General features: G+C 75.2%; 14 protein-coding genes and 1 pseudogene. 9 read left to right on the top strand and 6 right to left on the bottom strand.

Annotation, left to right across the window (positions count from 1 at the left end; all coding sequences use genetic code 11):
* Positions 1 to 8 precede the first annotated feature (8 nt).
* The 9 genes from IE94_RS0119575 (at position 9) to lgt (ending at position 6,978) form a co-directional block, all read left to right on the top strand.
* Positions 9 to 650: a TIGR02234 family membrane protein gene (locus IE94_RS0119575; RefSeq protein WP_030186012.1), complete on the top strand. Its 642-nt coding sequence runs from the start codon at positions 9 to 11 to the stop codon at positions 648 to 650.
* 119 nt (positions 651 to 769) lie between these two features.
* On the top strand, positions 770 to 1,021 hold the full coding sequence (locus tag IE94_RS0119570) for an HGxxPAAW family protein (protein WP_030186009.1): 252 nt from the start codon (positions 770 to 772) through the stop codon (positions 1,019 to 1,021).
* A gap of 106 nt (positions 1,022 to 1,127) precedes the next feature.
* Positions 1,128 to 1,574 carry a DUF2752 domain-containing protein gene (locus IE94_RS0119565; RefSeq protein WP_030186007.1) on the top strand — a complete coding sequence of 149 codons (447 nt, stop codon included), beginning with the start codon at positions 1,128 to 1,130 and terminating at the stop codon, positions 1,572 to 1,574.
* Positions 1,575 to 1,690: 116 nt separating this feature from the next.
* A complete protein-coding gene (gene trpC, locus IE94_RS0119560; RefSeq protein ID WP_030186006.1) occupies positions 1,691 to 2,500 on the top strand; it encodes an indole-3-glycerol phosphate synthase TrpC in 810 nt (269 codons plus the stop codon).
* A 21-nt stretch (positions 2,501 to 2,521) separates the two neighbouring features.
* A complete protein-coding gene (gene trpM, locus IE94_RS41890; protein WP_037922993.1) occupies positions 2,522 to 2,716 on the top strand; it encodes a tryptophan biosynthesis modulator TrpM in 195 nt (64 codons plus the stop codon).
* Between the two features lie 112 nt (positions 2,717 to 2,828).
* On the top strand, positions 2,829 to 4,112 hold the full coding sequence (gene trpB / locus IE94_RS0119555) for a tryptophan synthase subunit beta (RefSeq protein WP_030186004.1): 1,284 nt from the start codon (positions 2,829 to 2,831) through the stop codon (positions 4,110 to 4,112).
* On the top strand, positions 4,109 to 4,924 hold the full coding sequence (gene trpA / locus IE94_RS0119550; RefSeq protein WP_030186002.1) for a tryptophan synthase subunit alpha: 816 nt from the start codon (positions 4,109 to 4,111) through the stop codon (positions 4,922 to 4,924). Before trpB ends, trpA begins: the two co-directional genes overlap by 4 nt.
* Positions 4,925 to 5,024: 100 nt before the next feature.
* Entirely contained in the window at positions 5,025 to 5,798 is a 774-nt protein-coding gene (locus IE94_RS0119545) for a DsbA family protein (protein ID WP_030185999.1), read from the top strand.
* A gap of 76 nt (positions 5,799 to 5,874) precedes the next feature.
* Positions 5,875 to 6,978: a prolipoprotein diacylglyceryl transferase gene (gene lgt / locus IE94_RS0119540; RefSeq protein WP_030185997.1), complete on the top strand. Its 1,104-nt coding sequence runs from the start codon at positions 5,875 to 5,877 to the stop codon at positions 6,976 to 6,978.
* A gap of 74 nt (positions 6,979 to 7,052) precedes the next feature.
* Here lgt and IE94_RS0119535 read toward each other — a convergent pair whose 3' ends face one another.
* The 6 genes and pseudogenes from IE94_RS0119535 to IE94_RS41885 form a co-directional block, all read right to left on the bottom strand.
* Positions 7,053 to 7,877, bottom strand: a complete 825-nt coding sequence (locus IE94_RS0119535; RefSeq protein ID WP_030185996.1) for an HpcH/HpaI aldolase/citrate lyase family protein — start codon at positions 7,875 to 7,877, stop codon at positions 7,053 to 7,055.
* On the bottom strand, positions 7,874 to 9,106 hold the full coding sequence (locus IE94_RS0119530; protein WP_030185995.1) for a CaiB/BaiF CoA transferase family protein: 1,233 nt from the start codon (positions 9,104 to 9,106) through the stop codon (positions 7,874 to 7,876). The genes IE94_RS0119535 and IE94_RS0119530 overlap by 4 nt, the downstream gene beginning before the upstream one ends.
* Positions 9,079 to 10,464 carry an ADP-ribosylglycohydrolase family protein gene (locus IE94_RS0119525; protein ID WP_030185993.1) on the bottom strand — a complete coding sequence of 462 codons (1,386 nt, stop codon included), beginning with the start codon at positions 10,462 to 10,464 and terminating at the stop codon, positions 9,079 to 9,081. Before IE94_RS0119525 ends, IE94_RS0119530 begins: the two co-directional genes overlap by 28 nt.
* The gene (locus tag IE94_RS0119520; protein ID WP_030185990.1) at positions 10,452 to 11,648 is read right to left on the bottom strand and encodes an ADP-ribosylglycohydrolase family protein; all 1,197 of its coding nucleotides are present in this window, start codon (positions 11,646 to 11,648) and stop codon (positions 10,452 to 10,454) included. Before IE94_RS0119520 ends, IE94_RS0119525 begins: the two co-directional genes overlap by 13 nt.
* Entirely contained in the window at positions 11,645 to 12,925 is a 1,281-nt protein-coding gene (locus IE94_RS0119515) for an ADP-ribosylglycohydrolase family protein (protein ID WP_030185988.1), read from the bottom strand. Before IE94_RS0119515 ends, IE94_RS0119520 begins: the two co-directional genes overlap by 4 nt.
* Positions 12,926 to 13,578: 653 nt before the next feature.
* Positions 13,579 to 14,565 (bottom strand): annotated as a pseudogene (locus IE94_RS41885) (ADP-ribosylglycohydrolase family protein); the annotation flags it as partial.
* Between the last annotated feature and the right edge of the window lie 14 nt (positions 14,566 to 14,579).

Below are 14,579 nucleotides of genomic sequence, written 5' to 3'. Positions count from 1 at the left end.
GGGTGATAGTGGAGTACGTGACAGCCGTTCCTCACCCCCGTACCCCAGCCGCAGGACCCGCCCGGGCCGGCCGCCGGAGCCTCGCCGTCGCCCTGCTGTGCGGCGCGCTCGGCGCCGCCGTCGCCCTGCTCGCCACCCGGCAGGACTGGGCGCAGGGCACCGCGACGGTGGCCGGCGGCGCGTTCTCGCTGACCGCCAAGGGCAGCGACGTCACGGGTGTGCCCGCGGCGCTCGCCATAGTCGGCCTCGCCTCGCTCGTCGCCGTCTTCGCCGTCCGCCGCGCCGGCCGCTTCGCCGTCGCCGCCGTGCTCGCGCTCAGCGGCGCGGGCACCATCGCCGCCGCCCTGGTGGGCGCCTTTGACAACTCGGCCCTGGACGACCAGGCCGCGAAGGCGGCAGGTGACACCTCGGCCACCGTCGACGCGCTCACCCACACCGCCTGGCCGTACGTCGCGGCCGTGGGCGGCGCGCTGCTCCTGGTGGCCGGACTGCTCGCGCTGCGCTACGGCAGCCGGTGGCCCGCGATGTCCGGCCGCTACGAGCGCGACGGCACCCCGCGCCCGCGCCGCAGGCCGCAGACCGTCGACCCGGACCGCCCCGAGGACCTGTGGAAGGCCATCGACCGCGGCGAGGACCCCACCAGCGCCTGACCGTCTCCGGGGCCGCGTTCACCCGCAGGAGCACCCCCGCTCACGGCGCGTGCCCCCATGCGGGACAATGGCTGCGAGCATCCTGCTCAGACATGGCACACAGCAACGAGGAGCAAGCAATGGCGGGCAGCAGCCACGGTCACACCCCGGCCGCCTGGACCGGTGTCATCATCGCCTTCATCGGTTTCTGCATCGCGGGCCTGTTCATGGTGGCCGCCCAGCCGTGGGGCTTCTGGGCCGGCATGGCGGTCGTGCTCCTCGGCGGTGTCGTCGGCTACATCATGAAGATGATGGGCCTCGGCCAGCCGAAGCAGAACCACTCCGTGCACCAGGTCAGCGGCGAGCGCGCGCAGGCCGGCGCCAAGGGCTGACCACCGGGCACGGCGGTCACGGACCTCCTGAGGGGCGGACCGGCACAGGAGTGCCGGGGACCGCCCCTCACGTGCGCGCGGGGGCGGCCGGGGGCAGAATGCGGGCGTGGACGTCGAGAGCGGGAAACCCATCCGGACCGGCACCCTCCGGCCCCGCGGCACGGTCCTGCGCCTGGCCGTCCCGGTCGGAGTGCTCGCGGCCGTCGCCGGGGCCTTCGCCTACGTGGGGAGCGTGGACCCCTACGAGCCCGGCCACTACCCCGTCTGCCCCCTGCTGCGTTTCACCGGCGTCTACTGCCCCGGCTGCGGCGGCCTGCGCAGCGCCCACTCCTTCGTCCACGGCGACCTGACCGCCGCGCTGCACGCCAACGCGCCCGCCGTCCTCGCCTACCTGGGCTTCGCCGTCCTGTGGACCGTCTGGGTGATCCGCGCGGCCCGGGGCCGTCCGGTGCGCGTCGACCTCGGCCCGGCGCACCTGTGGACGCTGGGGACGTTGCTGCTGGTCTTCACCGTTGTCCGGAACCTGCCGTTCGGCGGCTGGCTCCTCCCTTGATCATTTGCTGGGCGTCCAGGTAGTGGGACCGGTGAAGGCCGGATGCGGGACCGGTGCCCGGCTCCGGATACCATCACAGTGACCACAGGTTTTGCCGTCTGAAAGGGGCCCCTCGCGTGAGTGTGCTCGACGAGATCATCGACGGAGTCCGTGCCGACCTCGCGGAGCGGCAGGCGCGCGTCGGCCTCGACGAGCTCAAGGAGCGCGCGGCCAAGGCCCGCCCCGCCAAGGACGGCGTGTCCGCGCTGCGCGGCGACGGCGTCAAGGTCATCTGCGAGGTCAAGCGCTCCAGCCCCTCCAAGGGCGCGCTCGCGGCCATCGCCGACCCGGCCGGTCTCGCCGCCGACTACGAGGCGGGCGGCGCCGCCGTCATCTCCGTCCTCACCGAGGAGCGCCGCTTCGGCGGCTCGCTGGCCGACCTGGACGCGGTCCGCGCGCGCGTGGACATCCCGGTGCTGCGCAAGGACTTCATCGTCACCTCGTACCAGCTGTGGGAGGCCCGCGCCCACGGCGCCGACCTCGTCCTGCTGATCGTCGCGGCCCTCGAACAGCCGGCCCTGGAGTCGCTGATCGAGCGCGCCGAGTCCATCGGACTCACCCCGCTGGTCGAGGTGCACGACGAGGACGAGGTCGAGCGCGCGGTGGACGCGGGCGCCAAGGTCATCGGCGTCAACGCGCGCAACCTGAAGACGCTCGAGGTCGACCGGGGCACGTTCGAACGGGTCGCCCCGGAGATCCCCGCGCACATCGTCAAGGTCGCCGAGTCCGGCGTCCGCGGCCCGCACGACCTGATCGCCTACGCCAACGAGGGCGCCGACGCCGTCCTGGTCGGCGAGTCCCTGGTCACCGGCCGCGACCCGAAGACGGCCGTCTCCGACCTGGTGGCCGCGGGCGAGCACCCCGCACTCCGCCACGGCCGGGGCTGACCCGCCGGTAGGCTGACCCCGATGACACCCGCACTCCACCCGGCCCCCCGGGACCCGTACGCCCGCCTCGCGCGCGGCTGCCGGCCCCGAGGCTGCCGCGCGCCCGCGCGCCGGGTGCACGGCCGCCGGGTGCGGTACGTCATCGGAGACGAACCGGGCCAGGTCAACGGCATGCGATGGCTCGAGCGCCCCGTAAGGGGCGCGGGGCCGTCCTGAGCGCGCGACTTTGTCGCGCGGGCGCGAGCAACCACACCCGGCTCGCGGCCGACGGACGGGTCCCCGCCCCACGGCGATCAGTCACATCGGACACTCACCGTGAGGTACCCGCATGCCCAGCAACTTCTTCATCCCCGACCCGGAGGGGCAAGTCCCCTCCGCCGAGGGCTACTTCGGCGCCTTCGGGGGCAAGTTCATCCCCGAGGCCCTCGTCGCGGCGGTCGACGAGGTCGCCGTCGAGTACGACAAGGCCAAGTCGGACCCCGAGTTCGCCCGCGAGCTGGACGACCTCCTCGTCCACTACACCGGCCGCCCCTCGTCCCTCACCGAGGTCCCCCGCTTCGCCGCCGAGGCCGGCGGAGCCAGGATCTTCCTCAAGCGCGAGGACCTGAACCACACCGGCTCGCACAAGATCAACAACGTGCTCGGCCAGGCCCTGCTCACCAAGCGCATGGGCAAGACCCGCGTGATCGCCGAGACCGGCGCCGGCCAGCACGGCGTGGCGACGGCGACCGCCTGCGCCCTCTTCGGCCTCGACTGCACCATCTACATGGGTGAGATCGACACCCGGCGCCAGGCGCTCAACGTGGCCCGCATGCGCATGCTCGGCGCCGAGGTCATCGCCGTGAAGTCGGGCAGCCGCACGCTGAAGGACGCGATCAACGAGGCGTTCCGCGACTGGGTCGCCAACGTCGACCGCACCCACTACCTGTTCGGCACCGTCGCCGGGCCCCACCCCTTCCCGGCGATGGTCCGCGACTTCCACCGCGTCATCGGCGTCGAGGCCCGCCGCCAGCTCCTGGAGCAGGCCGGACGCCTGCCCGACGCCGCGATCGCCTGCGTCGGCGGCGGCTCCAACGCCATCGGCCTCTTCCACGCCTTCATCCCCGACGCGGGCGTCCGCCTCATCGGCTGCGAGCCCGCCGGGCACGGCGTCGAGACCGGCGAGCACGCGGCCACCCTCACCGCGGGCGAGCCCGGCATCCTGCACGGCTCCCGGTCCTACGTCCTCCAGGACGACGAGGGCCAGATCACCGAGCCCTACTCGATCTCGGCCGGCCTGGACTACCCCGGTATCGGCCCCGAGCACGCCTACCTCAAGGACTCCGGCCGCGGCGAGTACCGCGCGGTCACCGACGACGCCGCGATGCAGGCCCTGCGCCTGCTGTCGCGCACCGAGGGCATCATCCCGGCCATCGAGAGCGCCCACGCGCTGGCCGGCGCCCTGGAGGTCGGCAGGGAGCTGGGCAAGGACGGGCTGATCGTGGTCAACCTGTCCGGCCGCGGCGACAAGGACATGGACACCGCCGCCCGCTACTTCGGGCTGTACGACACCGACGCCGAGGTCGCCGCCGACGAGGCCGGCGCCGCGGAGATCGAGGGGGACGCCAAGTGAGCGGGAACGTACAGCTGCTGAGCGAGACCCTCGCGGCCGCCAGGTCCGAGGGCCGCGCCGCCCTGATCGCCTACCTGCCGGCCGGGTTCCCGACCGTCGAGGGCGGCGTCGAGGCGGTCAAGGCCGCGCTCGACGGCGGCGCCGACGTCGTCGAGGTGGGCCTGCCGCACAGTGACCCGGTGCTCGACGGCCCGGTGATCCAGACCGCCGACGACATCGCCCTGCGCGGCGGCGTGAGGATCGCCGACGTGATGCGCACGGTCCGCGAGGCGCACGAGGCCACCGGCAAGCCGATCCTCGTCATGACGTACTGGAACCCGATCGACCGCTACGGCGTGGAGCGCTTCACCGCCGAGCTGGCCGAGGCGGGCGGCGCCGGGTGCATCCTGCCCGACCTGCCGGTCCAGGAGTCGGCGCTGTGGCGGGAGCACGCCGACAAGCACGGGCTCGCCACGGTCTTCGTGGTCGCGCCCAGCAGCAAGGACGCGCGGCTCGCCGAGATCACCGCGGTCGGCAGCGGCTTCGTCTACGCCGCCTCCCTCATGGGCGTCACCGGCACCCGCGAGTCGGTCGGGGCGCAGGCCGAGGACTTGGTACGGCGCACCCGCGCCACCACGGACATCCCGGTCTGCGTCGGCCTCGGCGTCTCCAACGCCGGCCAGGCCGCCGAGGTCGCCCGGTTCGCCGACGGCGTGATCGTCGGCTCGGCGTTCGTCAAGCGCATGCTGGACGCGCCCGACGACGCGGCCGGTCTGGAGGGCGTGCGCGCGCTCGCCGCCGACCTGGCGAAGGGCGTGCGCGGACAGGCGTGACGCCGGGCCCGTGACGGACGGGCACGGACGGAGGTCCCTCGTACGGGTGGACCTGGGACCGGGGAGGCGCGTTGCGCCTCCCCGGTTCGTTCTGCGGGGTGTGAGCGAGAAGAACCGACAGGGAAAGCGCGGCGCCCGCGAGAAGCTGGCGGCCGAGCGCGAGAAGCAGAAGTCCAGGGACAAGCGCCGCCGTGCGCTGATCGTCGGCGCGAGCGTGGTCTGCGTGCTGGGACTGGCCGCGGTGATCGGCGTGGTCGCGGCGAACGCGGGCAAGGACGACGGCAGCGAGTCGGCGGGTCCGGTCGTGGCACCCTCCGGGGCGCAGGGCAAGGACGGACTCGCGATCCCCGTCGGCAAGGAGAGCGCCAAGTCGACGCTCACCGTCTGGGAGGACTTCCGCTGCCCGGCCTGCAAGGCCTTCGAGCTGGCGTACCGCGACACCATCCACGAGCTGACCGGCGCCGGGCAGCTCAAGGTCGAGTACCACCTCGCGACCATCATCGACGGCAACATGGGCGGCACCGGCTCGCGCAAGGCGGCCAACGCCGCGGCCTGCGCCCAGGACGCCGGAAAGTTCCCCCCGTACCACGACGTGCTGTACGACAACCAGCCGCCGGAGACCGACGACGCCTTCGCCGACGAGAACAAGCTCCTCGACCTGGCCGGCAAGGTCGACGGCCTCGACACCACCCTGTTCCAGGAGTGCGTGAAGAACGGCAAGCACAACAGCTGGGTGGAGAAGTCCAACAAGGCCTTCCAGAACGGCGGCTTCAGCGGCACCCCGACCGTGCTCCTGGACGGAAAGAACATCTACCAGGACCGCTCCATGACCCCGGCCAAGCTGAAGCAGATGGTGGAGGAGGCCAACAAGTAGCGCGCCCGCTCGTTACGGACCCGTAGCCGGGCTGCCCGCCGCGCCCCCCGTCCGACACGGTAGCGTCGACCCTGCCATGGAACTTGCCTTCATTCCCAGCCCGTCGCGCGGGGTGCTGCACCTCGGTCCCATCCCGCTGCGCGGCTACGCGTTCTGCATCATCATCGGCGTCTTCGTTGCCGTCTGGCTCGGCAACAGGCGCTGGATCGCCCGGGGCGGGCGGCCGGGCACGGTGGCCGACATCGCGGTCTGGGCCGTTCCCTTCGGCCTGATCGGCGGACGCCTCTACCACGTGATCACGGACTACCAGCTGTACTTCAGCGAGGGCCGTGACTGGGTCGACGCCTTCAAGATCTGGGAGGGCGGACTCGGCATCTGGGGCGCGATCGCCTTCGGCGCGGTGGGCGCCTGGATCGGTGCCCGGCGCCGGGGCGTCCCGATGCCCGCGTACGCCGACGCCGTCGCCCCCGGCATCGCCCTCGCGCAGGCCATCGGCCGCTGGGGCAACTGGTTCAACCAGGAGCTGTACGGCAAGGCGACCGACCTGCCGTGGGCCGTGGAGATCACCTCGACGGCCGACGGACGGGTGCCGGGCACGTACCACCCGACCTTCCTCTACGAGTCGCTGTGGTGCATCGGTGTCGCGCTGCTCGTCATCTGGGCCGACCGCCGCTTCACGCTGGGCCACGGACGGGCCTTCGCCCTGTACGTGGCGGCGTACTGCGCGGGCCGGTTCTGGATCGAGTACCTGCGCGTCGACGACGCCCACCACATCCTCGGCCTGCGCCTGAACAACTGGACCGCGCTCGTCGTGTTCCTGCTCGCCGTGCTGTACATCGTGCTGTCGGCGCGCAAGCGGCCGGGCCGCGAGGCCGTGGTGGAACCGGGTGCGGAGACCGCCGCCGGTGACGCCGCGCCCGAAGGGGAGAAGGAAGCGAAGGAGGACGCGGAGGCCGTCGGCGCGGAAGCCGGAACCGACGACGGGGACCCCGCGAACGCCGCGGACCCCGTGCGCAAGAGCGATGCCCCCGACCTCACCAAGGCCTCCGGGACCACCAAGGCCGCCGCCACCACCGAGGCGACCGGGACCACCGAGGACCCGCACGACCCGGCGGACAGGCCGGACGCGAAGGACGCCGAGGCCGTGAAGGACGGCGCCGACTCCGCGAAGAAGGGCTGACCCCGCCCGCCGCCAGTACGCCGCCGAGGGCGCCCGGGACCGCCCGGGCGCCCTCGGCGTATGCCGGGCCGGTCTCAGGACAGGGTCGGCCGCCGGGCCAGCGACAGGGTGCGCCGGGCCGTCGCCACCACCGCCGCGTCGATGAACCGGCCGTCGGGAAGCGCCTGCGCGCCCGGCTGGACCGTGGCCGCCTTGACGATCGTCTCCGCCTCCTCCAGCTCCCGCTCGGTGGGCAGGTACGCCCGCTCGATGATCGGCAGCTGGCGCGGGTGGATCGCGGCCCGCCCCAGGAACCCGAGGGCGCGGCCGTGGGCGCAGGACGCCGCCAGCCCCTCCAGGTCCCGGGTGTCCGGATGCACCGTCTGCGACGGCGGAGCGAGCCCCGCCGCCCGCGCGGCCACCACCACGCGCGAGCGCGACCAGTCCAGGCCGGTGTCCCCCCGCACGCCCAGGTCGGCTCTCAGGTCCGCCTCACCGAGGGCGATCCCGCGCAGCGCAGGGTGCGCGGCGGCGATCCGGTACGCCCGCTCCACCCCCAGGGCCGTCTCCAGCAGGGCGTACAGCGGCGGCCCCCCGGTGGCCGCGGCGACGCCGGTGACCTGCTGCGGCGACGTGACCTTGGGCAGCCGCAGCCCGGACAGACCCGGCAGCGCGGCCAGCGCCGCCAGGTCGCCGGCGGCGAGCGGACCGTCCAGGGCGTTGACGCGGACGTGCACCGGCACCGGCTGCGGCTCGCGGAGCAGCTCGGCGGTGGCGTCGCGGGCGTACTCCTTGCGGTCGGCGGCGACCGCGTCCTCCAGGTCGACCACCACGATGTCGGCACCGGCGGCCAGCGCCTTGGCCACCACCCGGGGCCGGTCCCCGGGGGCGTACAGCCAGGTCAGCGGCGGTGCGGTCATACGACGCCCTCCTCACGCAACTCCTTCACGTCCGCCGGGGTGAGCCCGAGGCCGGTGAGCACCTCCTCGGTGTCCGCGCCGTGCGGGCGGCCCGCCCAGCGGATCGCGCCCGGGGTGGCGGAGAGCCGGAAGAGGACGTTCTGCATGCGCAGCGGGCCCAGCTCCGGATCGTCGACGGTCGTGACCGTGTCGAGCGCCCGGTACTGCGGGTCGGCCATCACGTCCCGCACGTCCTGGACCGGCGCGACGGCCGCCTCGGCCTTCTCGAACGCGGCGAGCACGTCGGCGCGGGAGTGCCGGGCGATCCAGTCGCCGACGGCCGCGTCCAGCACCTCGGCGTGCCGGGCCCGGTCGGCACCCGTCGCGAACCAGGGTTCGTCGATCAGCTCCGGGCGGCCCACCAGCCGCATCACCCGCTCGGCGACCGACTGCGCCGAGGTGGAGACGGCGACCCAGGTGCCGTCGGCGGTGCGGTAGGTGTTGCGCGGGGCGTTGTTCTGCGAGCGGTTGCCGGTGCGCGGCTGGACGTGGCCGAGCTGGTCGTACCAGATCGGCTGCGGGCCCAGCACGGTCAGGATCGGCTCGATGATCGCCATGTCGACGACCTGGCCCTCGCCGGTGCGCTCCCGGGCCGCGAGCGCCGTCATCACGGCGTACGCCGTCGCCAGCGCCGCGATCGAGTCGGCGAGGCCGAAGGGCGGCAGCGTCGGGGGTGCGTCCGGCTCGCCGGTCATCGCGGCGAAACCGCTCATGGCCTCGGCGAGGGTGCCGAAGCCGGGGCGGCGTGCGTAGGGCCCGAACTGGCCGAAGCCGGTGACCCGGGTCAGGACCAGGCGCGGGTTGACGGCGGACAGCTCGTCCCAGCCCAGGTCCCACTTCTCCAGGGTGCCCGGCCGGAAGTTCTCGACGACGACGTCGGCGGTGGCGGCGAGCCGGAGCAGGGTGGTGCGCCCGGCGGGTTTCGACAGGTCCAGGGTGATCGTGTGCTTGTTGCGGCCCAGCAGCTTCCACCACAGGCCCACGCCGTCCTTCGACGGGCCGTGCCCCCGGGAGGGGTCGGGCCGGGTGGGGTGCTCGACCTTGATCACCTCGGCGCCGAAGTCGCCGAGCATGGTGGCGGCGAGCGGTCCGGCGAAGAGGGTGGCGAGGTCGAGGACGCGCAGGCCGGTGAGCGGGGCGGCGGGGCCGGGGGGCACGGGGGTCACGGAGGTGACGTCGGGCTCGGGCATGGGCGGGTGGCCTCCCGGTGGGTGAGGTGGGCGAGGGTGTCGAAGCCGGTGCCGTCGAAGTCGCCGACGGAGGTGGCCAGGCGGTTCTTCAGCGGGGCCGTCCAGTGCGCGGGCAGCGCGGCGGGGGAACCGGCCAGCAGCCCGGCGACGGAGCCGACGGTGGCGCCGTTGGAGTCGGTGTCCCAGCCGCCCGACACGACCCGCGAGACGGAACCGGTGAAGTCGCCGTCCGCGTGGGTCAGAGCGGCGGCGATCAGAGCGGTGTTGGGGACGGCGTGCACCCAGTGGTGGGCGGGGGAGTGCACGGCGTGCAGCTCGTCCACGACCGTGTCGAAGTCGGCGTGCGCGCCCGCGAGCCGCACGGCGTGGCGCACGGCCCCGGCGAGGCGGGAGCCGGGCGGCACGACCGCGAGGCCGGAGCGCAGACAGGCGTGGACGTCGTGCGTGCCGGTGGCGGCGGTGGCGATGACGGCGGCGGCGAACATCGCCGCGTGGACGCCGCCCGCGGTGTGGGAGAGGGTCGCGTCGCGGTGCGCCTGCTCGGCGGCGGCGGCCGGGTCGCCGGGGTTGGTCCAGCCGTGCACGTCGGCGCGGATCAGGGCGCCGATCCACTCGCGGAACGGGTTGCGGTGGCGGGCGGTGTCCGGGGGTTCGAGGCCGGCGAGGAGGTTGCGCAGGGCGAGGCGCTCGGCGGTGAAGGCGCGGCCGGCCGGAAGCTCGTCGAGCCAGATGCGGGCCACGTCGTCCGTGCCGAAGCCCCTGCCGTGGCGCTGGAGGAGCCTCAGACCCAGCAGGGGATAGTTGAGGTCGTCGTCCTCCGGCATGCCGTCGATGTTCTCGGCGAGGGAGGTGGGCGCGGAGCGGCGGTTCCAGGGATACCCGGCGAGCACGTCGTCGGGCACGCCCCGGGCGGTGAAGTACCTGGTAGGGGGCCAGTTGCCGACGGCCCGGCCGAGGCGGCGGATGCCGGTCAGGGGCAGCTTCTCGACGGGTTTTCCAAGGAGGCACCCGACGGCGCGGCCGAGCCAGGCGGCCTCCAGACGGGCGGGGGACACCGGTGCGGCGGGGCCCGGCGACGGCCAGTGGGGGCAGAGCGCCCTGATCCGGTCGAGTTCCGTCGGCTCGGAGTCGGCCAGGGCACTGGGCAGGGCGGCCAGTTCGTCCAGGAGGTTCTCGGCCAGGGCGCGGAGGCCGGGGGAGGCGGCCCGGTCGGAGGCGCCCGCCCGGGGCGGGGCCTCGCCGCCGCCCGCCGCGCGCCAGCGGTCCGCCACCGCCGACGCGTCGCGGCCGTCCAGCCGTGCCTGGCGCAGCTCGTGGCCGACCAGGTCCTCGGGCTGGACCCAGGTCAGCCGGAGCATCCCGCGCCCCCGATCGCGGCGAACGCCTCCTCGTGGGCGCGGCGGCGCCGTACGTCCCGCTCGAAGACCTCCCGCGCGACCGCGGTGAGCGTGGCCGCCGGTTCCCACAGGTCCAGGCGGCTCGCCTCCGCGACGGTCTTCGCCCAGTCCTCCGGCACCGGCGACCCCAGCGCCCCGGCCAGGGCGCCCGCCATCGTGGCGATGGAGTCGCAGTCGCGGCCGTAGTTGACGGCGCCGAGGACCGCGTGCCGGAAGTCGCCGCCGGAGACGAGCAGCATGCCGAGGGCGACGGGCAGTTCCTCGATGGAGTGCAGGCGCGAGGGGCGGCGGGCGCCGAGCGAGGGCGCGCGGTAGTCGGGGCCCACCGTGTCGTAGGGCGCCACCGCCGCGCGCAGCGGTGCGAGCGCCGACTCGAACTCCGAGTGGCGTGCGGCCACGTCGCACACGGCCTCGATCGCGGCCCGGGTGCCGTCCTTGGCCAGGGACAGCGCGGCGGACACCACCGACTGGGGGGTCGCGCCCGGCACGCAGGCCGCGGCCACCGCCGCCGCGAGGACACCGGCCGCCTCCCGTCCGTACGACGACTGGTGCGCGCCCGCGATGTCCAGGGCCTCGGCGTAGGCGGCGGCGGGGTTCGCCGCGTTGACCAGGCCGACCGGGGCCGTGTACATCGCGGCACCGCAGTTGACGATGTTGCCGGTGCCCGCCTCGCGCGGGTCCACATGGCCGTAGTGGAGCCGCGCGACCAGCCACTTCTCGGCGAGGAAGATCCGCTGGAGCGGGAGCGCCTCGGCCTCCAGCTCCGGGATCCAGCGCGGGTTGCCGATCAGGTCCGGGACCAGGTGCTCGGCGATCGCGTACGCGTCGAGGTGGTCGCGGACCGTGCCGTAGACCCGGACCAGCGCATGGGTCATCAGGGTGTCGTCGGTGACGTGGCCGTCGCCCTTGTGGTACGGGGCGAGGGGGCGCGCGGTGCGCCAGGCGTCCCCGCTCCAGGGGCCGACGACGCCGTGGACGCGGCCGCCGTGGCGTTCGAGGATCTGCTCGGGGGAGTAGCCCTCGACGGGGCCGCCGAGCGCGTCGCCGACGGCCGCGCCCACGAGGGCGCCGGTGACGCGCTCGTCGAGCTGTGCGGTGGTGCCGTGGTCCGGCGGCAGGGGGGTGACGGGGGTCGTGGGGGTCATGGGGCGGTGCCTCGTCCTTCCGGTGGGGACGGTCGCGTGGCGTGCAGGAGAGCGGCGAGTTCGACCAGGTCGGTACCGGTGAGCCGGGGCAGTACGCAGCCGGGCAGGGTGCGGCAGGCGTCCCGCCAGGACCCGGGCACCGACGTGCCGCCGCCGAGCGCGCCGGTGAGGGCGCCGGCCAGCGCGGGGGCGGAGTCCGCGACCCGGGACAGACAGGCCGCCGCCGGTACCGCCTCCGCGATGCGGCCCCGGGCCGCGGTGGCCAGGGCCAGGGCGACCGGGACGGTCTCGGCGGCGGCGATGCCGTAGCTGTAGACGTGGTCGACGATGCGGTGCTCGAGGAGCGGGACGAGGGCGAAGGTGCTCTCGGCGTCCGCCGCGAGGGCCAGGGCCTGGCGGGCGTTGCGGCCGATCTCCGTCGCCTCGGGGAGTTCGGCGAGCGCGGCCGTCGCACAGGCGTCCACGTCGGCGCCGACGAGGGCGCACGCCAGCGCCGCGGCCATGGCCCGCGCGCCGTGCACACCGTCGCCGTCCTGGGTGTAGCGGGCGTCGAACTCGGCGAGGTCCGCGGCGGGGCGCGGGGCGCCGGGGTGGGCGACGGCGAGGACGCAGGCCCGTACGCAGGCGGCGTCGTCGAAGTAGTGCGGGTTGTCGTGACCGGTGGCGGGTGGGCGCAGACCGGTGGCGAGGTTGCCGAGCCCGGCCCGCACCGAGATGCGGGCCCGCAGCGGCAGCACCGCGGACTCCACCTCGGGGGCGCGGTCGGCGGCGGCGGCGACCTCGCTGGCGACGGCGTTCCAGGTCAGGTCGATCGCCGCCCGCATCCGGCGGTCCCGGCTCAGGTCCCCGAGCACGCTGTCGTCGCCCGCCCGCAGCACGGCCTCCGCCGCGAACGCCGCCCACTCGGCGTCGTCCGAGGGGCCGAGGCGCAGCGGCTCCGGGGGCTGGTTCAGGGCGATGGGGACGGGGAGGGTGGTGGTCGCGTTCTGCTCGGCGAAGGTGTCCAGCTCGCGGGTGAGCCGGCGCGTCCACTCCGGCATCCGGGCGGCCCGGTGCCGGGCGGCGGGCCAGCCGGCGGCATCCCCCGCGGCGAGCCCGAGCAGGAGCCCCTCGACGCGGTCGGAGAGCGGCACCTCGCGGGACGCCGTCGCCGTCCCCGGTTCGGCTCCCGGGCGGTGCCCGCTCCCGCTGGACACCGTCCCCTCCGGCCCACCGGGCCCTTCGACGTACGCGGTGACACCCGTCGCCCCGACCACCCCGGCACGCGCTCTGCTCACGGCCACACCTCCGCCACCGCGTCGGCCTCCGTCACGGGTGGCCGCGACCCGGGGCAGGGCGCGGTCCGGGCGGCGGTGCCGCCGGACGGGAGGGTGTCGTCGGCCGGTTCGCCCCGCACGGGCACGAAGGCCGGCCCGAGCCCGCGCGCCACCCCCTCCGACTCCTCGGGCGGCAGCGCCCCTCCCGATCCCCGCACCGCCCGCTCCGCGTCCAGGGCCACCCGCCCCGCGCCGGGCGACACGCGCTCCGTGCACGGCGGTACCGTCTCCGGGCTCCGGGGGGTTTGTGCGACCTCTGGTGGCAGGTGCCGCGGGTTCGAGGGCGCCGGTAGCGCGTCCGGGGGCGCGGGTTCCGTGTCCGGCGGTACGCGCCGTGTGGTCGGGGGCGTCCGTTCTGGGTTCCGGGGGGTGTGTGCGATGCCCGGTGGTAGGCCGCGCGGGTCCGAGGGCGCTCGTGGTGTGCGCGTCGGCCCGGTCTCCGTGCGCGGCCGGGCGTGTTCGGTGCCCGACGTCATCCGCTCCGAGCCCTCGGGCGGTCCGTCCGCGCACTCCGGTACCGGCTCCGTGGCCCCCGGCGCCCGCTCGGGGTCGCCCGGCGCGTGCTCCGGGCCCGTGGGTGCTCCCCGGCCCGCCGGGACCGCACGTGCGGCGCGGGTCAGCAGGTCCGCCACCTCCAGTACGTGGTGGCCGGCCATCGTCGGCAGGCAGGTGCCGCGGGCCGGGCCGATGGCGGCGGCCCAGTCCGCGGGGATGGACTGGACGCCCCGGGTCGCGCCGGCCAGGGCGCCGGCCACCGCGGCCGTGGTGTCGGCGTCGCGGCCCATGTTGACGGCCGTCAGCACGGAGTCCGTGAAGTCGCCGTCGGCCGCCGCGTACGCGCCGAAGGCCAGGGCGACGGCCTCGGGGGCCAGGTCGGTCCACGGGTAGCCGCCGATGACCACCGCCGAGCGCACCGCCCGTTCGCCCCGGTGGGCCGCCGTCAGCGCGCGGCGCAGAGAGCGCGCCGTCCAGGAGTCGTCCGGCACGACGGCCAGCGCGGAGGCCACGACCGCGACGGTCGACGCCCCGGCCATCGCCGCCGCGACGCCCGCCGCCACCGCCTGGCCGCCGTAGATGCCCTCGCCCTCGTGGCTGACCGAGCCGTCGATCGCCGCCAGCCGGGCCGCCTCGGCCGGGCGCCCGGCGGCGAACACGCCGTGCGGCGCGGCCCGCATGGCCAGTCCGTCGCTCCAGGCGTGCCGGTGCTGGGCGGAGATCGGTGCGGCGAGTCCTCGGCGCAGGTTCTCCAGGGTGCCGCGTTCGCTGAAGCCCGCGCCCCGGAACGGGCCCTCCTCCCGGTCCGCGATCCACTCGTGCCAGGCCGCCTCCACATGGGCCGGGGTGAGCGCGGCGCCGTGGCGGGCGAGCAGCAGGCCCGAGAAGATCGCGTACTCCGTGTCGTCGGTACCGGCGGGCCGGTCGGCCACGTACCCCGTGATGCGGCCCCACCGGGCGCGGATCTCCGAGGGCTTCATGTTCTCGGCCGGCGCCCCGAGGGCGTCCCCGACGGCCAGTCCGAGCAGTGCGCCCCGGGCCCGGTCGCGGAGCCCGACGGCGTCTCCCGGCGCGGGGACCGGGGGAATGCAGGCGGTGGATGCCATGCGGCCTCTCCTCT

The sequence above is a fragment of the Streptomyces violaceorubidus genome (genome assembly GCF_000717995.1).
In the GTDB taxonomy this organism is placed as follows: Bacteria; Actinomycetota; Actinomycetes; order Streptomycetales; family Streptomycetaceae; genus Streptomyces; species Streptomyces violaceorubidus.
This window is presented reverse-complemented; position numbering and strand designations above follow the sequence as displayed.